Origin of the sequence: Ruegeria hyattellae, from assembly GCF_041537925.1 — a bacterium.
Classification (GTDB): Bacteria; Pseudomonadota; Alphaproteobacteria; order Rhodobacterales; family Rhodobacteraceae; genus Ruegeria_C.
Genome location: NZ_JBGOSH010000003.1, coordinates 504044 through 520586 on the forward strand (window position 1 = coordinate 504044; position 16543 = coordinate 520586).

Genomic DNA, 16543 nt, shown 5'->3' on the forward strand with positions numbered 1-16543 from the left:
ACCCAAACGATCAAAAACGACCTTTTGTCGAAATCAGGCCAGATCGCGGAAGCCGGATGATCTGAGATGATCGGGACAGGGCGATTCGGCCCAAGTCTTCATACATTCAAAAGGATCGCGGAGTGACTTTCGGACCCGATCCCGTCCGTGGCCATGATACCGGTTACGGGGGGCGCAGCTTTGTGCTGAACGGCAACCTGCTGGGCATGTCATCGATGATGATGTGGGCGGCAGGGTTTCCTGCGGCCGAGGTCCTGTTGCAGACATGGCCGCCGCTTACCCTGATCACCGCGCGCTTTGCGGTTGCAGTGTCGCTTATGATCGCGATCTGGCTCTGGCTGGACGGCCACCGGCAGGTTCTGGACGCCAATTGGATGCGCGCGTGCTGGGTCGGAGGCATCGGCTTTGGCGCCGGGACCTATCTGATGCTGCTGGCGCAATCTCTGACCGATCCGGTCACCGTCGCGCTGATCGCATCCTGCGCGCCACTGGTTGGCGCGGTGCTGGAGCTTTTTGCAAAGGCCAGGCGGATGAGCTGGCGATTTGCGCTGGGGGTTGCGGCGTCGATCACCGGCGGCGTGGTTGCGACCAGCGCGCTGGAGCCCAGCCAGATCGGGGTCGGTGCCGCATGTGCTGTGATTGCGACCATCCTTTTTACCTGGGCTGGCATGGTGACCGCGCGCGATTTCCCGAATCTGTCCACCATCGGGCGTGGCACGATCACGCTTGCCGGGGGGTTGATCGCAATGTCGGTGATCTGCCTGACCGGCTTTGCCCTTGGACATGACCTGATGCCGCTTGGACCTGTCGATACCGGCCAGATGGGCATGCTGCTGATCTATGCATGCCTTGCATTGGGGCTAAGCCAGGTGTTGTTCGTCGCCTCGATCAGCAATTTGGGTGTGACGGTGGCGTCCTTTCACATCAACACCGCGCCCTTCTACGTGATGATCCTCATGGTGGTTCTGGGTGCCGGGTGGGACTGGTTGCAGGCACTGGGCGCGGGCATCGTGGCACTTGGGGTCGTTCTCGCGCAGGGCGGGCAGCGCCCCGCCTAGCCCCGGCCTTGTTTCAGCGCTTGCTTGGGCAGGGGCAAGCATCCCGGCAGGCCCGCAGGCAACACCAGTCGCGCCCCGGCCCGGTAGAGTCGCATCGCCGCGCGCGGGTCTTCTGCGGCAAGCGTCACCGTGACCGAACCTGCCGCAAGCACCGACATGTCCGCGTCCAACTGGTCCACGAACTCAGAAGACGGCAACACCACGACATAGGCCGGGGCCGCATCTGTCATCAGGCTGACCGCAACCAGCGTCAGCAGCCACCCCAAAACGAGCAGTGGCAGGGCGAGCAGAACCTGCCTAATAGTCATGGATATGTTCCAGTTCGAGGCCATCGCTATTCAACTGCCGCAGCCGTTCGGCCAGATCCGTGACCTTTACCACAATCAGATGGCGGTAATCCCCGTAACCCTGCCGGGCAAAGCTGTAGAGCGCGTCGGAATGCTCGGTCTGTGACGATATCGCGGTGAGAAGGATATCGTCATTGCCGGCGATCTCGACGAAGTCGATGCCATCCCCCGCCATATCGACCAGAAGGGTGGTGAGCGCGCGATAGCGTGGCGTTTCGATGACAAAACCCTCGCTATGCCTTTCGACAAGCTCCACACCGTTGTAAGACGCAAGGCCAATCGGGTCGGTACCGCGCACCACCATGCGCAGGGTCAACTCATCCGCCCCGACCCCCTCGACAGCAGCAGCGATCACATCCGCATAAGCCGCCTTTGCCGCGTATTCGAGGCCAAGCGCCGTCTTGCGTTCAGTGTCACGAAACCCCTGGCCCTGCACGGCGTCCAACGCCTCGGAATCCATGCGGAAATCCCATTTGTACCACGGAATCTGCTGCAGGAACCGGGCATACCCCGCCGCCTGCTGCGCCGATAGATCATCCGTTTCGGTCCTCACGGACCCTCGGATCATCGTGGCCACGCGTCCGATGGTTTCCTCATACGCGGCCTTCATCATCAGTTCGAGCGTGAAGCTCGACCCGATCACATAGACCATCTGTTTGGTCGACCCGTCGATGCCGCCATGCGCAGCGGATCGTTCGGACAGGTGACAGAGCGAGGACCAGAACGCTCCGATGCTGCGCAGATAGCCATAGTCGTGCGGATCACCGGTGCTGATCACCTTGCCGTAATCGTCATAGGCGTGAACGATGTGCCATTCCGGATAGGTCATGAACGTGCGCGATTCCGCCCGGTGGTGTTCAGGTGGCAGCAGCGCGGCATAGTCCTGGGCGATCGGATCGCCCTGACAGCGCACCTCGACATATATGACCGGTGCCACCAGCACGACGCCAAGCAGAGCAAGAACCAAGAACAGACGTCCAACCCAGCGCCAGAGAACCCTCATGCGCGACGCTCGATGAAGAGCCCGGCATAAAGTCCGAAACCGCCAAGGGCCAGATGCGGTAGGTTCGCCAGAAAACGCCCAAGCGACAGATCCATGCCGAGCGAAGCGTTGGTGAAAATCCCCATATCCAGAAACCCGAACCCGGTGAATATTCCGAATATACCGTCGCCCAGATAAGCCGCGCCAAACAGAACAAGGAACATCCGCGCCGCATTGCGCGACATCAAACCCGCAACAAGCGCCCACAGCGCCGAGGCCACGTGCAGCGCATCATCGTAGAAATCCAGCGCGAAGATACCAAAGGCCAACCCGTTCTCATCGGTCAGACCGGGAATGTAGTTGATCGAGGCCGCGATCATCAGCGCAACAAAATAGAAGATCGCGATTTTCTGGAGTTTGCTCATAGCTTGCTCAGATACCTGTCCCAAAAGTTGTTCCGCAACACCAGATCGGGGTCCAGTCTGCGCTTGTCCGCGGTGAATGCCGGGGCCTGCGGATATGCCGCAACCAGTTGATCGAGCCGCGCATGCGGGCGATATGGCAGATAATAGCTGCCGCCGATGTCCACGATCCGGTCGATCAACGCCTCGGTCATCCGCGCCATGTCGGCCTCGGCCCGCTCGGTCAGTTCTTGAGAGAAAGACATGACCGCCGCAATCCGTGGCACCGTCGCATAAGACAACGTGCTTTCGGTGTCAGTCGCCACATACCGCAGGGTTACGTTGAGGAATTCCTGGTACGAGGCCGGGATCACCTCACGGCAGGCGATCAGGAAATCGTTGAACCGGTCGAAGCCCATGAAATACTCATGCAGTATATCGGTGCGGTCCGGGTTGCGGTCATCCAGCGTCACAACCGGTTCGTTCATCAGGCTGTTGCGGGTCACGTCGCCTGTGCTCAGGCTGGGGCCGATTGTTGTTTCATTCCACCAGCGGAAATCCTTCATCGGCTCGCTGCCAAGCTGGGCGCGGTAGATCCGGCTTGCCAGATGTGACATCCAACCCGAACCGGTAGCGGGTGGCAGGTCTTGCTGATCGTCGGCTTTGCGGTAGGTGACCAGCAGCGCCTCTTCAAAAAACACCGCGCGCTGCACGTTCAATCGACCATAGGCCATCATGACCTCGGGGTCTGCAAGCGCTGCCTCAAACGCCCTGCTGAATTCATCCGCAGGCATGACCTCATAAAGCGGATAGAGCCGCGCATTGCGCTCCATTTCGATATCCATGTCGACAATCGCACCGATCAGGCCATAGCCGCCCATCGCATGGCCAAAGAGATCGGCGTTCTCGCTGCGCGAACAGGTGACAAGATCACCCGAAGGCAGGATCATCCTGAGCGAGCGGACCGTCGAACCCATCGGACCAAAGGGCACCGGCCAGCCATGGGCGTTCACGCTATAGGTCGCTGCCACCCCGAAATCGTTGTTCGATTGCATGACCTTGGGCGAATAACCGATCGGATCGAGGGCTGCGATGACATCGGACCAGCGCGCGCCGGCATGGGCGCGGAACAGGCCCGCATTGACATCCGGTTCAATCTGGTTGTTCTCGAACGTGACCGCAATCCCGTCGCGTGGAATGGCCTGCCCCCCCATCGAGTGCCGCGCCGCGCCAACATTGAAGGCGCGCCCGTCCTGGCGCGCCATTCGCATCTGGGTTCGGAGAGCCTGCACCAGCATGTCGCCGGGGTCTTCGCCGATGACGATATGCTTATGGATCGGGGTCGCCGACAGCCCGCTGGCATCGTTGAGCACACCCTCCCCCGAGGCAGGCACGATACGTTTCGCCCCGGCATAAACCGGCTGCTTTGCACCGAACCGCTCTGCCGCGACCCAGCCTGCCACACCGCCCGCGCCCACAAGGAACGCGCGTCGCGCAAACTTCTTCATCGAACCTCCGCCTTGCAATCGCAACCGACAACCCGGACCGAAGAAACGTCTGTTTCGATCACAGCCCTATCATATCCGACAATATGCGCCGACCGGACAAGAGCGCTAGGTCATGAATTCCACCGCTCTGACACAAGAGCGCCGACCTGGCAGAGCCTTCTCTTGAACCCCGCCTAGTCTTTCCTAGTGTCGCCCAAGGCCAGCTTTGAGCCCAAAGCAGACGCGCATCTATCTAGGCGCTTCAACCAATCAATCGAGGCAGGTTACTAGAGGCGAAGCACCTATTCGATCCGGTAGGCGACCACCGTGTTGTTGCGCATCATCGGCACTATCAGCAGGGATTGGTGGGGAAGGCACCATAAGCTTAAGTTCTTCGGGCCAGCGAGTTCCACCAACTTTGGGATTAGGCTGCTGAGGCCTGTGCAATTTACTGCCAGGTTTGCGCAGCAAGAGACTGCATTTCCCGAAAGTCGGCTGATGTCATTTCGTGGCGGGGCAGCTGGAACAGGTTGGCTACCGGGTCGTGGATGAGTACGAAGCGTTGCAGGCGCCTTGCTGACTTGAACCGCTTCACCACCTTCTTTCGTTGTCGCGTTGGCTGGTAGGAATTCTCAGCCGGGTTGTTCAAGCAGTTATGCGATCGATGCTCGACGCTCGGCATGGTCTTCCGCTTCGCCGCCCCGTACGAGCGCAATTTGTCCCTTGCCCGACAGTGCATCGCGCAGCACTGTCACGAGAGGGAGCGATCAAGACATGCGGGACAGCTTCTTGTGAAACACAACCGAGCCATCTTCAGCGGCACCGTGCAAATGAAAAACCCTCTTGAACAACCTCTCAGTGATCGACCCCGATCAATGTAAAATCGCCCGTGGATACGCTTCTCATTGCTTGGTGATACTTCACCACTCTGGCACAAAACGATGCCGTTGAGTGGGGGTACCCATGCTATCACGGTCGTTCGCAGTGGCCTTCCGGCATCTATCGATATGCAAATGGGCGTTGTCTGAACGTTGGACGAAGAATCAACACAAGCACAACGGACAGGAGCCGCGCGCACCCCTAGACTGATGACGCGCATATTTTATCGCAACGGCCAAGCGGCATAACCGCTTGAGACCACGTTTCAACTTTCAATATTTCATTGGAGAACCAGATGATTATCAACGGAAGCCCGATTGCAGACATCCTAAACGGCAGCGAATTCGCAGACCGAATTCGCGGATTGTCCGGAAATGACACGATACGAGCAGACGATGGCAGCGATACTGTGTACGGCGGCTCGGGCAGCGATGTGATTTTTGGTCAGCGCGGACATGACGTGATTTATGGCGACCAGATCGGACCAAGTGGTCCGGTTGGTCCTGGCGGATTTGAACAGGCGTTTCGGCCTGCGGGGGCATCCGCTGGGCCAATTGCGATGTCGGCTTCAACTGCCTTTTTGCCACCGGTCATCGGAATACTGACCTACAACGACCGCCTGTCAGGCGGGTATGGGAACGATAAGCTCTTTGGTGAAGTGGGCAATGACACGCTTTATGGCGGCAGGGGAGCAGACACTCTTGTCGGCGGATCGGGCAATGACCGGCTTCAGGGCGGTGTCGGCAACGATAACATGAGCGGCGTGAACGGCAACGACACTCTGTTGGGTGAAGGTGGCAAGGACCTCATGGATGGCGGATCAGGAGATGATGTCCTGCGCGGAGGTCGCGGTAACGACAATATGCGCGGCGGGATAGGCAACGGTCGGGATCTTCTGAACGGTGGCTCCGGCAGCGATTACATGGACGCGGGCGGCGGCAATGACACGCTAAACGGGGGTAGTGGAAACGACCGCATGTTGGGTGGGTCAGGAAATGACCGGATGAGCGGCGGCTGGGGTCACGATCGGATGGACGGCGGCACTGGCCATGACACCATGGACGGCGGCCGAGGCAACGACATCATCCGGGGTCGCAGTGGCAATGATGAGATCAATGGCGGAGCCAACAATGACCAGCTCTATGGTGACAACGGCAATGATACGCTGGAGGGTGGCTCAGGAAATGACATGCTGCGCGGTGCCTCAGGAGACGACGAACTGAGTGGGGGCTCCGGTGAAGATACCCTGCGTGGTGGATCCGGTGAAGATACGCTGAGCGGCGGTGATGGAGACGACACGCTGGAAGGTGGTGCTGAGGCGGACATTCTTAACGGGGATGCCGGTGATGATTTTCTGAGGGGCCAGTATGGTACAGATGAACTGTTTGGCGGCACCGGTCGGGACGTCATCAATGGTGGCGCCGATAATGACCTGATCGAAGGCGGCAATGACAATGATGTCCTCTATGGTGCGGGCGGCAGTGACACCGTACGCGGCGGCGGTGGCGACGACGACATCTATGGATTTGCCCCATTCGACGTGGTCCAGCAGGAAGGTGTTGCGCAATCCGGGATCGAAGCCGGATCACGAAATCATCTTGAAGGCGGCAGAGGCGACGACGAGCTGTTTGGCGGAGATGGTGCGGACGACATGTTCATTTTCCGTATCGACGATGATCTTTTTGCCATTGAGGATGCTGGCTTTGGCCATGATACCATCCACCAGTTTGGACCGGGTGACCAGATTGCGTTGATCGGCTTTGACTCCGGCAATTTCGCAATGACTTTCAATTCGATGGACAGCGACGGTGACGGGTTTCTGGACGATGACGACATCGGCATCTCGGTCGATAACGGGGACACCGTCATTGACTTTCTCGGCACCCAAAATCCGGATCAGCCGATCCTGACGCAATCGATCATTGATCAGATTCCATTCGGGACGGACTTCGTGATCACCGTCGAGGACCAGACCGCACTGACCGACAGCGATTTTGTTTTCTTGCTTTGAACTCGGCGCAAAGATCGATACGCCCGCGGTCCGAATGGTTCGCGGGCGTTTCGATGTTCTTGATGGCTTGGCGATATTTGAACCGGCAGATCAACGGGTCTGTCGATAGCTTGAAACACTACCGCCCTGGCTCCAGCGTCGCGGTGGACACAATCCAATCGAAGCAAGATCAAAACCCGAACAAAGCTGGTTGAAAGCTGCGGGTTCTTCGCTGCGTAGGCCACTTGCGCCTAACATTTATCTGTAAAGGCAAGGTCTTTATTGCTAGGCTTGAAGAGAATATGGGAGTGCTACAGTGTCTGGGTGGTATTTCTCAGAATCCGATGATCGTTTGATTTGCCCAGAACAGATCGTTCAACTCACGCCGAAGGCGGCGGCTGTGTTGTCATGCCTTAGGAAGTACAAAGACGAGATTGTCAGCACCAAAACCTTCCTTGAAGAGGTCTGGCCAGGATTGCATGTCACGCCCGACTTGGTGCGCGAGTATATCCATGATCTACGTGCAGCGCTTAAAGACGACGCCAAGCAACCAAAATATATCGAAACCGTTCGTGGCAAAGGATTTCGGTTGATTAACGAGATCGACGTTGCTCCTGCCGATCTTGTGGCACACCCACCGCGACAACAAGAAAACCGCCCGACGGTTGCGGTGCTGAAACCTGAGGCAAACGACGACAAAGACATGAGCGACATTGCTGATGCAATCGCGTCGGACATCATTAATCACCTCGCGCGGTTCCACTATGTCGGCGTGGTGGCACGCCAGAGCACCTTCTCCTCGAACGAAGTGACGGATATTCGCGCCTTTGCACAGGACGTTCAGGCGGATTACATCCTTGAAAGCAATTTCGCGCGTTTCGCGCATGTCATCCGCGCACGCATCCAGCTTGTCGATGCCAGAACCGGCAACAGCCTGTGGGGGGAGCGCCTTGATCTCCAAGGCGATGATCCTCTGGCAGTCGTTGATGAGGTCGTGAATACCGTCGTCCTGGCTTTGACTGGCTGGCACGGAGAACTACACCGCGCTGAATTTAAGTCAGTTACGCGCAAACGGGAAAGCAAACTGAATGCCTTTGAGCACTTTGTCTTGGGATGTGATCTTGAAATGCGGCTGGACGCCGAAAACCTCCAGCGGTCCTTGTATCACCTTGAACAATCCGTGCGACTCGACCCAACGTTCGCAAGAGCTTGGCTTGTCTATGCTCTAGAGCTTCGCTGGGCTTTTGCGATCATTCCTGGACGTGATCGTAGATACTTGGAACGGGCAAATACTGCATTTGAAACTGCCTTCAATCTTGCCCCCACCGATCCGGTTAATCTCGCTCTAATGTCGATGAATACTGCACGCATTGGTAATTTGGACAGCGCACTTGTGATGTTGGAACGCGCCGAAGCTACAATGGCAGGAGACTCGGATGCAATGGTATGCACGGCGACTGCCAAATCGGTACTGACCGACGATGTTGAACGCGCCAGTTCCATTCTTGACAAAGTGCTCAAGGCGAACACGGCTCCCCCAAGCTGGTTCTATTTTGCTGAAGCAGGCATTGCATTTATGGCAGGCCAATACGAGCGTTGCGTTTCGAGTTCCTTATCCGGGCCACAAGAAATCTCGGCACTTGTATTCCGCTGCCTGTCCTATGCGATGCTGGGTCAATCAGACGAGGCAATAGCAGCACACAACGACCTTATGTCTACGTTTCCTATGACTAACTTCGAGCGCTTCGCTGACAACTTTCCAATTGTGAGCAAAGCGCAGCGACGAGATTATGACGGAGCCGTGAAGCGGTTGGGTGAGGTCCTCGCTAAGGCAAAATCAAAGGCGCCAGATGCCGAGACTGAACACCTGGGGCCCGTCTTACAACGGCCACATCAGCGGGATTAGCGCAGAGGCCAGCAGCCCGACTGACAGATTCAGCGGGATGCCAACTTTGAGAAAGTCTGTAAAACGATATCCTCCTGGTCCGTACACCATCATATTGGTTTGATAGCTAATTGGGGTGGCAAAGGTTGCACTGGCCGCGATCATTACCGCGATCACCAGCGGCCGGGGGTCAATGCCCATGTTCACCGCCAAACCAATGGCCACCGGGGTCAGCACCACCGCAACCGCGTGATTGATCAACTCAGACAGCACGGATGTCAGTAGATAGATAGCCCAGACGATCAGGAACGGCGGCAGAACCGCAATCGGTGGCGCAATGATCTCGACGACCAACTCAATTGCTCCTGAGGTCTCAAGCGCCATAGCAACCGCCAGCATCGCAAAGATCAGAGCCAGTAACCGCCCGTCGATCACCGAAAATGCCTCGTCTGCGTCAATGCACCGTGTAAAAAATAGAACCGCCATTGCCAGCACGGCCAGTAGCAGAATAGGTGCCACGCCAAATGCTGCAAGAATGACGATGCCAGCAAGGGCTGCCACTGCAAGCGGGGCGTGGCTGCGCCGATATGCCCGCTCCGCAGGCTGGTTCACATCCACTAGCCCGGCATCAGCAGCCAGGCGGGCGATGTCTTCGGCCGCACCTTCCAGCAGCAGTGTGTCGCCGACACGGACGATCACCTCGTCAAGTTTGGTGCCGATATTCTCATTGCGCCGATGCACGGCAAGTGGGTAAACGCCGTAACGCCGCCGTAAACGCAAATTGCCTAGGGATCGGCCGACCAACGTTGCACCTGGTGTGATCAGCACTTCGACGGTCTTTGTCTCGCGCGAACTGAGCTTGTCGACCAAACGCACGTCCGGACTGGCTTGCAGGCCCAGCAATTCCTGCATCTGCGTCCGCAGAACGATCCGGTCACCGGCCAGCAGTTCAATAGCCGCCAGATCGCGTCGCAGCGACCGGTCTCCGCGCAGAACATCGATCAACCGCACGCCTTGGCCTGAAAGAAGATCAACATCGGTTACCTTTTTACCTATCAGCGAGCTATCCTCAGGAAGGGCGACTTCGGTGAAGAACTTCTTCTTGGATTTGCCCCCCAGCATGCTTGCCATGCTCGCGCGATCTGGGAGAAGCCGCGGCGCGATGAACCGCAAATAGAAACCGCCCCAGATCACAAGCGGCACCGCCAGCGGTGTAACCTCAAAAATCGAGAACGGTTCCATTCCACGGGCCCGCGCCACACCATCGACCAACAGGTTAGTCGATGTGCCGATCAGCGTCAGCGTACCGCCGAGAATGGCCATATAAGAGAGTGGGATCAACAGCTTGCTTGCCGAAATCCCCAATCTGGATGAAAGTTGTACGAAGACTGGGATCATTACCAGCACGACAGGCGTATTGTTGACAAAAGCTGACGCCAGCACAACGAAAACCATCAACGAACCGATGGCCAAAACCGGGCTTGTGTCAACTTTGGCCATGGCCAGTTTGGTGAACCATTCCAAGGCACCCGTACGTACCAATGCGCCCATTACGATGAACATCGCTGCAATTGTCCAGGGGGCCGAGTTCGACAACACCTCGACGGCGTCATCGTATGGCAAAAGCCCCAGCGCCAGCATTGCCGCCGCACCACCGATTGCAGTGATTTCGGGGGGATAGACCTCGCGGATAAACAGCGTGAACATGACCGCCACAACACCTAATGTCATGAGGGCCTGCGTTTCGTGCGAGAACTCGAAGAAACCTGCCATAGTCATCGACCTTCGCGTGTTTCTAGCAATGCCGCAAGCGCTACCTAGGGGAGCAGTTGCAGCAGGTAGGCGCCCGCAAACATCGCCGCCAACGCCACGCAGATCGTCGGCGCTTAGGCCTCATCCAACTTCATGCGCGGCCGGATTGACCCGAAATAGGCGACCCGATAAATGACGTGAACGGCAATGACTGCACCGGCGCGGCCCACCAGCCAGACGTAAGACGCTGGGAACGAAACGACCGTGATGGAGGGGATACCGCGGTTCTTTCGCTAGTTTTTTCATGGATTAGAGCGAGCGACTGTCTGGGCGGAACTATCCTGCGGGTAATCAGGGCGTGGTCTGTCAGGAAAAGCACTCAAAAAACACTTCTTCCCGTCCGACATCGGGTCTCGTGCCACGCAGGTCTCCTTGGCATATGACAGCTTGAATTGCGTTCGGCACCTGACGCCAATCCCATTTGTCAGTACAGCCAATTTCCCGTTGCCAAAACGAATTTGCGACCGTTCAGGCCACATGCTAAGGCGCATGGATGATCACCCGTACCCATACCAAGGGCGATGCGCCTTCGACCGCGGTCTATTCCGATTGCGAGCGCTATCGCTACAGCCTCACACGGGTCTGGGATCCGGCTGGGCGCAAGGCGCTTTTTGTGATGCTGAACCCGTCGACTGCGACCGAGGTGCAAAACGACCCTACAGTCGAACGCTGCGAGCGGCGGGCGCGGACGCTTGGCTTCGGTGCGTTTCAGGTCACAAACATCTTCGCCTGGCGCGAGACCGACCCGCGCAAGATGCGCGCCACCGCCGATCCGGTCGGTCCGGACAACGATGCCGCGATTCTGGACGGGGCCGCCTGGGCCGATCAGGTGGTCGCCGCCTGGGGCACCCATGGCGCGCATCTGGACCGGGGTCCGCGGGTCGAGGCGTTGCTGCGCGAAGCAGGGCACACGCTGTATCACGTGGGCCTGACCAAACAGGGTCACCCGCGACATCCTCTCTATGTGGCCTATGCGCAGCAGCCTGAAGTCTGGCCTGTTTAATCAGATATTAACCACCTTTGGTTTATAGCTTTGACCCAATCGTTCTCTGTATGTTCTGATGCAGAGGCCCGGTGCGACAACAGGCGGAGGTGCAGGATGATCGTATTTGCCAGCGTTATGGGCCTGATGGCAGCGGGCGGCGCGGTCCTACTGACCTCGATCGAGCCCGAGCAGGGTGACGAAACGGATGAAGATGATCTGGTACCGGACGAGGATACTCTAATAGCCGAGGAGGCGCGGAACGGTGAAGGAGAAGGCACCGATACGACGGAGGACCCTCCGGATCTGATTCATCAGATCATAGCCGGTGATGCTGCCGATAACGTGCTCGAGGGCGCCAGTGGCGAAGACCAGATCAACGGCTATGGCGGCGATGACACCCTGACTGGCGGGGATGGCAATGACGACCTGCACGGAGCGGATGGGCAGGACTTGTTGTCCGGCGACGCAGGCACGGATACGCTGCACGGGCAGGACGGTGATGACTCCCTGCATGGCGGTGATGGGGACGACAGCCTTTTCGGCCATTTCGGGCAGGATCACCTGCAGGGCGATGACGGGGCCGATACAATCTACGGCGGTCAGGACGCCGACAGTCTGGATGGCGGGCGCGGGGATGACGCGCTGCATGGCGGTTATGGCGAGGATACGCTGGCAGGTAGCACGGGACAGGACAGCCTCTTTGGCGGTGCAGGGGATGATTTGGTGATCGGAACGGACGACCCCGGCGACAACAGCACCGATTATCTCAATGGTGGCGATGGCGGGGATACGATCCTTGCCGGCGCGGGCGACATTGTCACCGGTGGCGCGGGCGCGGATGAGATCTATGTCAGTCCCGGCGAGGACGAGGGGGACGAGACCGGGATCATGGATTTCGACCCGCTCGAGGACCGTCTCGTTCTGGTGGTCGACAGCCCGGAACAGACCGGCGCGGACATTACTGTCGCGTCCGAACCCGATCAGAACGGCCTGACCCGCATCCTGCTCGACGGCATCCCAGTCGCAACACTTAATTCGGCAAGCGTGATCGACCCCGCCGACATTCTGCTGGTCGACGCCCAAAGCCTGCCGGAGCTGATAGCCACGGGGGCGGCGCCATTATAGCCCCGGATCGCGCGGCCCGAGGACGGCGCATAATTCCTTTGCCATTGCTTGAAAATCCCCGTATACGCGCGCATCCGTCCCGGAATCACCGGGTCGGTTCACTCTCCATGGGCCTGTGCTGGACGACATCCCGGCCTGCGCCATTCACTCTTACCCTACAAGGAGACCCCGATGTCGATCACTACCGAAGAAAAAACACGCGTCATGAAAGAATTCGCAACCAAGGACGGCGACACTGGTTCGCCCGAGGTTCAGGTTGCTGTTCTCAGCTCACGCATCGCCACGTTGACCGAACATTTCAAGACCCACAAGAAGGACAACCACGGCCGCCGTGGCCTTCTGAAGATGGTTGCCCAGCGCCGCAAGCTGCTGGACTACCTCAAGGGCAAGGACGAGGCCCGTTACCAGGACCTCATCAAGCGTCTGGGCCTGCGCCGCTAAACCCGGACCCGATCGGCACCGAAACGCCTGCTCCTCGGAGCAGGCGTTTGCGTTTTGTGGCGGTGACCTGCTCCGCTATTTCTGTTTCCGGCAACGGAGGGAGCGACGCATGTCCAACTGGATCGACCTGACATCCCCGCTTAACGATCAAACCGTGATTTATGCCGAGGATGGCTATGCCGACCCGCCGATTGCTGCGAAGCCCTGGGCAACCATTGACAAGAACCGGTTCGAGGTCTGGCAGCTGGCACTCGGGACCCAGACCGGCACCCATATCGACGCCCCAGCCCATTTCGTCGCGAGCGGCGCGACAATCGAAGCAATGAAGCCCGGCGACATGCTCGGCACATTCCAACGCGTCGATGCCGGAACGCTGCAAGACAACCGCGCCACGCCGGACTGGACCGGAGCCAGCCACCTGTTTCTCGACGCCCGTGCGCCGCATCTGGCACAGACCAAAGCGTTGCGCGCCCTGCTCGAGCTGCCCGCAAGCGTCTGGGTTCTGGCCGGAGAACTGCGCGTGGCAGATGACGACCCGCTCTGGCTGCACCTGACCCTGGCGCAGGCGGGAAAGTTTCTGGCTGAGGATCTGTGCTGCGCGCGCCTTGGCGACATGCCCGATCACGGCCAGATCGCGACCGTGCCTCTGAACTTGACGGGACTGAGCGGGTCTCCGGCGCGGGTGTTGCTCAGAGTGTGAAACACCCTGATGCGGGCGCGCACCGGCCCCGAATTCTCAACGACCTTAGCCACGCATTCGGCATGGAACAGCCAGATGTGCGATCCGGTCTGCTGGCACTTCCAATCCGGCCCATTCTGCGGTATGGCCGCAGAATCTGAGACGGTGTGCCCGGACCCCGGCACTCCCAAAGAAGATGGAAGGGGTCGGCGGCAATGGGGCCGCCATGCAAACGGGAGACCCGGAGGGCCGGGAGTGCTCCCATCTAGGATACGCATATGTTTGATGTAACGACGAAAAGCATGCAGTGGGGCGAGGAAACGCTCACACTGGAAACCGGCAAGGTTGCCCGTCAGGCGGACGGCTCGGTCATTGCCACGCTGGGCGAAACAAGTGTCATGGCCAACGTGACCTATGCCCGCCAGCAAAAGCCCGGTCAGGATTTCTTTCCGCTGACCGTGCATTACCAGGAAAAATACTATGCCGCCGGTAAGGTTCCGGGCGGTTTCTTCAAGCGCGAGGCGCGCCCGACCGAGAAAGAGACGCTGACCGCGCGTCTGATCGACCGTCCGATCCGCCCGCTGTTTGTTCCCGGCTTCAAGAACGAAGTTCTGGTGATGTGCACCGTGCTCAGCCACGATCTGGTCAATGACCCGGACATGGTTGCGATGATCGCCGCCTCTGCTGCGCTGACCATTTCCGGCGCCCCGTTCATGGGCCCGATCGCCGGTTGCCGCGTCGGTTTCGAGGATGGCGAATACGTCCTGAACCCCACCGTGGACGACATGCAGGACTTGCGCCTGAACCCCGAACAGCGCCTTGATCTGGTTGTCGCCGGTACTAAAGACGCCGTGATGATGGTCGAATCCGAAGCTTATGAGCTGTCCGAGGCGGAAATGCTGGGCGCAGTGAAATTCGCGCATGAGCAGATCCAGCCGGTGATCGACCTGATTATCGATCTGGCCGAAGACGCCGCGAAAGAGCCGTTCGACTTCCAGCCCGCCGATTACTCGGAGCTGTACGAAGCCGTCAAAGCGGCCGGTGAGACCGAAATGCGCGCCGCATTTGCGATCACCGACAAGCAGGAGCGCACCGCCGCTGTTGCCGCCGCGCGTGAGACCATCAAGGGTGCTCTGAGCGAAGAGCAACTGGACGACGCCAATCTCGGTTCGGCCATGAAAAAGCTCGAAGCGGGTATTTTGCGTGGCGACGTGGTGAAAACCGGCAAGCGGATCGACGGTCGTGCGACCGATGAAATCCGTCCGATCGTCAGCGAAACCGGCCTGCTGCCGCGGACCCATGGCTCGGCACTGTTCACCCGTGGTGAGACGCAGGGCCTGGTTGTGACCACGCTGGGCACCGGCGACGATGAACAGTTCATCGACGCGCTGCATGGCAACTTCAAATCCAACTTCCTGCTGCACTACAACTTCCCGCCCTACTCGGTTGGTGAAGTGGGCCGTGTGGGCCCTCCGGGCCGTCGGGAAATTGGTCACGGCAAGCTGGCATGGCGCGCCCTGCAGGCGGTTCTGCCCGCCGCGACCGACTTCCCCTACACCGTGCGCATTGTTTCCGAGATCACTGAATCCAACGGCTCGTCCTCGATGGCGTCGGTCTGCGGTGGTTCGCTGTCGATGATGGATGCGGGTGTTCCGCTGAAAGCACCGGTGGCCGGTGTCGCGATGGGTCTGATCCTGGAAGAAGACGGCTCTTACGCGATCCTGTCCGACATTCTGGGTGACGAAGATCACCTGGGCGACATGGACTTCAAGGTGGCTGGTACCGAGAACGGCATCACCTCGCTGCAGATGGACATCAAGGTCGCGGGCATCACGCCCGAGATCATGGAGAAAGCCCTGGCGCAAGCCAAGGACGGCCGTGTTCACATCCTGGGTGAGATGGGCAAAGCCCTGTCCGAGACCAACGAATTCTCGGTCCACGCCCCGCGCATCGAGACCATGAACATCCCCACCGACAAGATCCGCGAAGTGATCGGTTCGGGCGGCAAGGTGATCCGCGAGATCGTCGAAGTGTCGGGCGCCAAAGTCGACATCAACGACGATGGCGTGATCAAGATCGCCTCGCCCAACGGGGACGCCATCCAGAAGGCCTATGACATGATCCACGCGATTGTGGCAGAGCCGGAAGAAGGCGCGGTCTATACCGGCAAGGTCGTCAAGATCGTCGATTTCGGTGCCTTCGTGAACTTCTTTGGCAAGCGCGACGGTCTGGTTCACGTGTCCCAGATCGAAAACCGCCGCCTGAACCATCCCTCAGACGTTCTGAAGGAAGGTCAGGAAGTGAAGGTCAAGCTGCTGGGCTTCGACGACCGTGGCAAGGTCCGCCTGTCGATGAAAGTGGTCGATCAGGAAACCGGCGAAGAAGTCGTTGCCGAGAAGAAAGAAAAGAAAGAGGAAAGCGCAGAATAATCTGCCTCTCTGACTGATCAGAAAGCCCCGGCCACCGCGCCGG

General features: G+C 58.8%; 13 protein-coding genes. 8 read left to right on the forward strand and 5 right to left on the reverse strand.

The window, feature by feature from the left end; genetic code table 11:
* The first annotated feature begins 122 nt into the window (after positions 1 to 122).
* Positions 123 to 1058 carry a DMT family transporter gene (locus AB1E33_RS09950; protein WP_372577108.1) on the forward strand — a complete coding sequence of 312 codons (936 nt, stop codon included), beginning with the start codon at positions 123 to 125 and terminating at the stop codon, positions 1056 to 1058.
* Here AB1E33_RS09950 and AB1E33_RS09955 read toward each other — a convergent pair.
* From AB1E33_RS09955 to AB1E33_RS09970, 4 genes are read right to left on the reverse strand one after another with little or no spacing between them, the layout of a single operon-like run.
* Positions 1055 to 1366: a hypothetical protein gene (locus tag AB1E33_RS09955; protein WP_372577109.1), complete on the reverse strand. Its 312-nt coding sequence runs from the start codon at positions 1364 to 1366 to the stop codon at positions 1055 to 1057. The genes AB1E33_RS09950 and AB1E33_RS09955 overlap by 4 nt on opposite strands.
* The gene (locus tag AB1E33_RS09960) at positions 1356 to 2408 is read right to left on the reverse strand and encodes a hypothetical protein (protein ID WP_372577110.1); all 1053 of its coding nucleotides are present in this window, start codon (positions 2406 to 2408) and stop codon (positions 1356 to 1358) included. Before AB1E33_RS09960 ends, AB1E33_RS09955 begins: the two co-directional genes overlap by 11 nt.
* Positions 2405 to 2812 carry a hypothetical protein gene (locus AB1E33_RS09965; protein ID WP_372577111.1) on the reverse strand — a complete coding sequence of 136 codons (408 nt, stop codon included), beginning with the start codon at positions 2810 to 2812 and terminating at the stop codon, positions 2405 to 2407. The genes AB1E33_RS09960 and AB1E33_RS09965 overlap by 4 nt, the downstream gene beginning before the upstream one ends.
* On the reverse strand, positions 2809 to 4296 hold the full coding sequence (locus AB1E33_RS09970; RefSeq protein ID WP_372577112.1) for an FAD-binding oxidoreductase: 1488 nt from the start codon (positions 4294 to 4296) through the stop codon (positions 2809 to 2811). The genes AB1E33_RS09965 and AB1E33_RS09970 overlap by 4 nt, the downstream gene beginning before the upstream one ends.
* 1153 nt (positions 4297 to 5449) lie before the next feature.
* Here AB1E33_RS09970 and AB1E33_RS09975 point away from each other — a divergent pair.
* Together AB1E33_RS09975 and AB1E33_RS09980 are read left to right on the forward strand one after the other, a co-directional pair.
* Positions 5450 to 7165, forward strand: a complete 1716-nt coding sequence (locus tag AB1E33_RS09975) for a calcium-binding protein (RefSeq protein WP_372577113.1) — start codon at positions 5450 to 5452, stop codon at positions 7163 to 7165.
* A 295-nt stretch (positions 7166 to 7460) separates the two neighbouring features.
* Complete coding sequence (locus AB1E33_RS09980) at positions 7461 to 9050, forward strand: winged helix-turn-helix domain-containing protein (RefSeq protein WP_372577114.1); 1590 nt, start codon at positions 7461 to 7463, stop codon at positions 9048 to 9050.
* Here the strand turns inward: AB1E33_RS09980 and AB1E33_RS09985 are convergent.
* The gene (locus tag AB1E33_RS09985) at positions 9024 to 10802 is read right to left on the reverse strand and encodes an SLC13 family permease (RefSeq protein WP_372577115.1); all 1779 of its coding nucleotides are present in this window, start codon (positions 10800 to 10802) and stop codon (positions 9024 to 9026) included. The two genes, AB1E33_RS09980 and AB1E33_RS09985, sit on opposite strands and share 27 nt — an antisense overlap.
* Before the next feature lie 532 nt (positions 10803 to 11334).
* Between AB1E33_RS09985 and AB1E33_RS09990 the strand changes: the two genes are divergently transcribed.
* The 5 genes from AB1E33_RS09990 (at position 11335) to pnp (ending at position 16500) form a co-directional block, all read left to right on the forward strand.
* The gene (locus AB1E33_RS09990; protein ID WP_372577116.1) at positions 11335 to 11844 is read left to right on the forward strand and encodes a DUF1643 domain-containing protein; all 510 of its coding nucleotides are present in this window, start codon (positions 11335 to 11337) and stop codon (positions 11842 to 11844) included.
* 96 nt (positions 11845 to 11940) lie between these two features.
* Positions 11941 to 12951, forward strand: coding sequence for a calcium-binding protein (locus AB1E33_RS09995; RefSeq protein ID WP_372577117.1), 1011 nt, complete (start codon positions 11941 to 11943; stop codon positions 12949 to 12951).
* Between the two features lie 171 nt (positions 12952 to 13122).
* Entirely contained in the window at positions 13123 to 13392 is a 270-nt protein-coding gene (rpsO, locus tag AB1E33_RS10000) for a 30S ribosomal protein S15 (RefSeq protein WP_249712723.1), read from the forward strand.
* A 109-nt stretch (positions 13393 to 13501) separates the two neighbouring features.
* Positions 13502 to 14092 carry a cyclase family protein gene (locus AB1E33_RS10005; RefSeq protein ID WP_372577118.1) on the forward strand — a complete coding sequence of 197 codons (591 nt, stop codon included), beginning with the start codon at positions 13502 to 13504 and terminating at the stop codon, positions 14090 to 14092.
* Between the two features lie 257 nt (positions 14093 to 14349).
* Positions 14350 to 16500, forward strand: coding sequence for a polyribonucleotide nucleotidyltransferase (pnp, locus tag AB1E33_RS10010; RefSeq protein ID WP_372577119.1), 2151 nt, complete (start codon positions 14350 to 14352; stop codon positions 16498 to 16500).
* Positions 16501 to 16543: the final 43 nt, after the last annotated feature.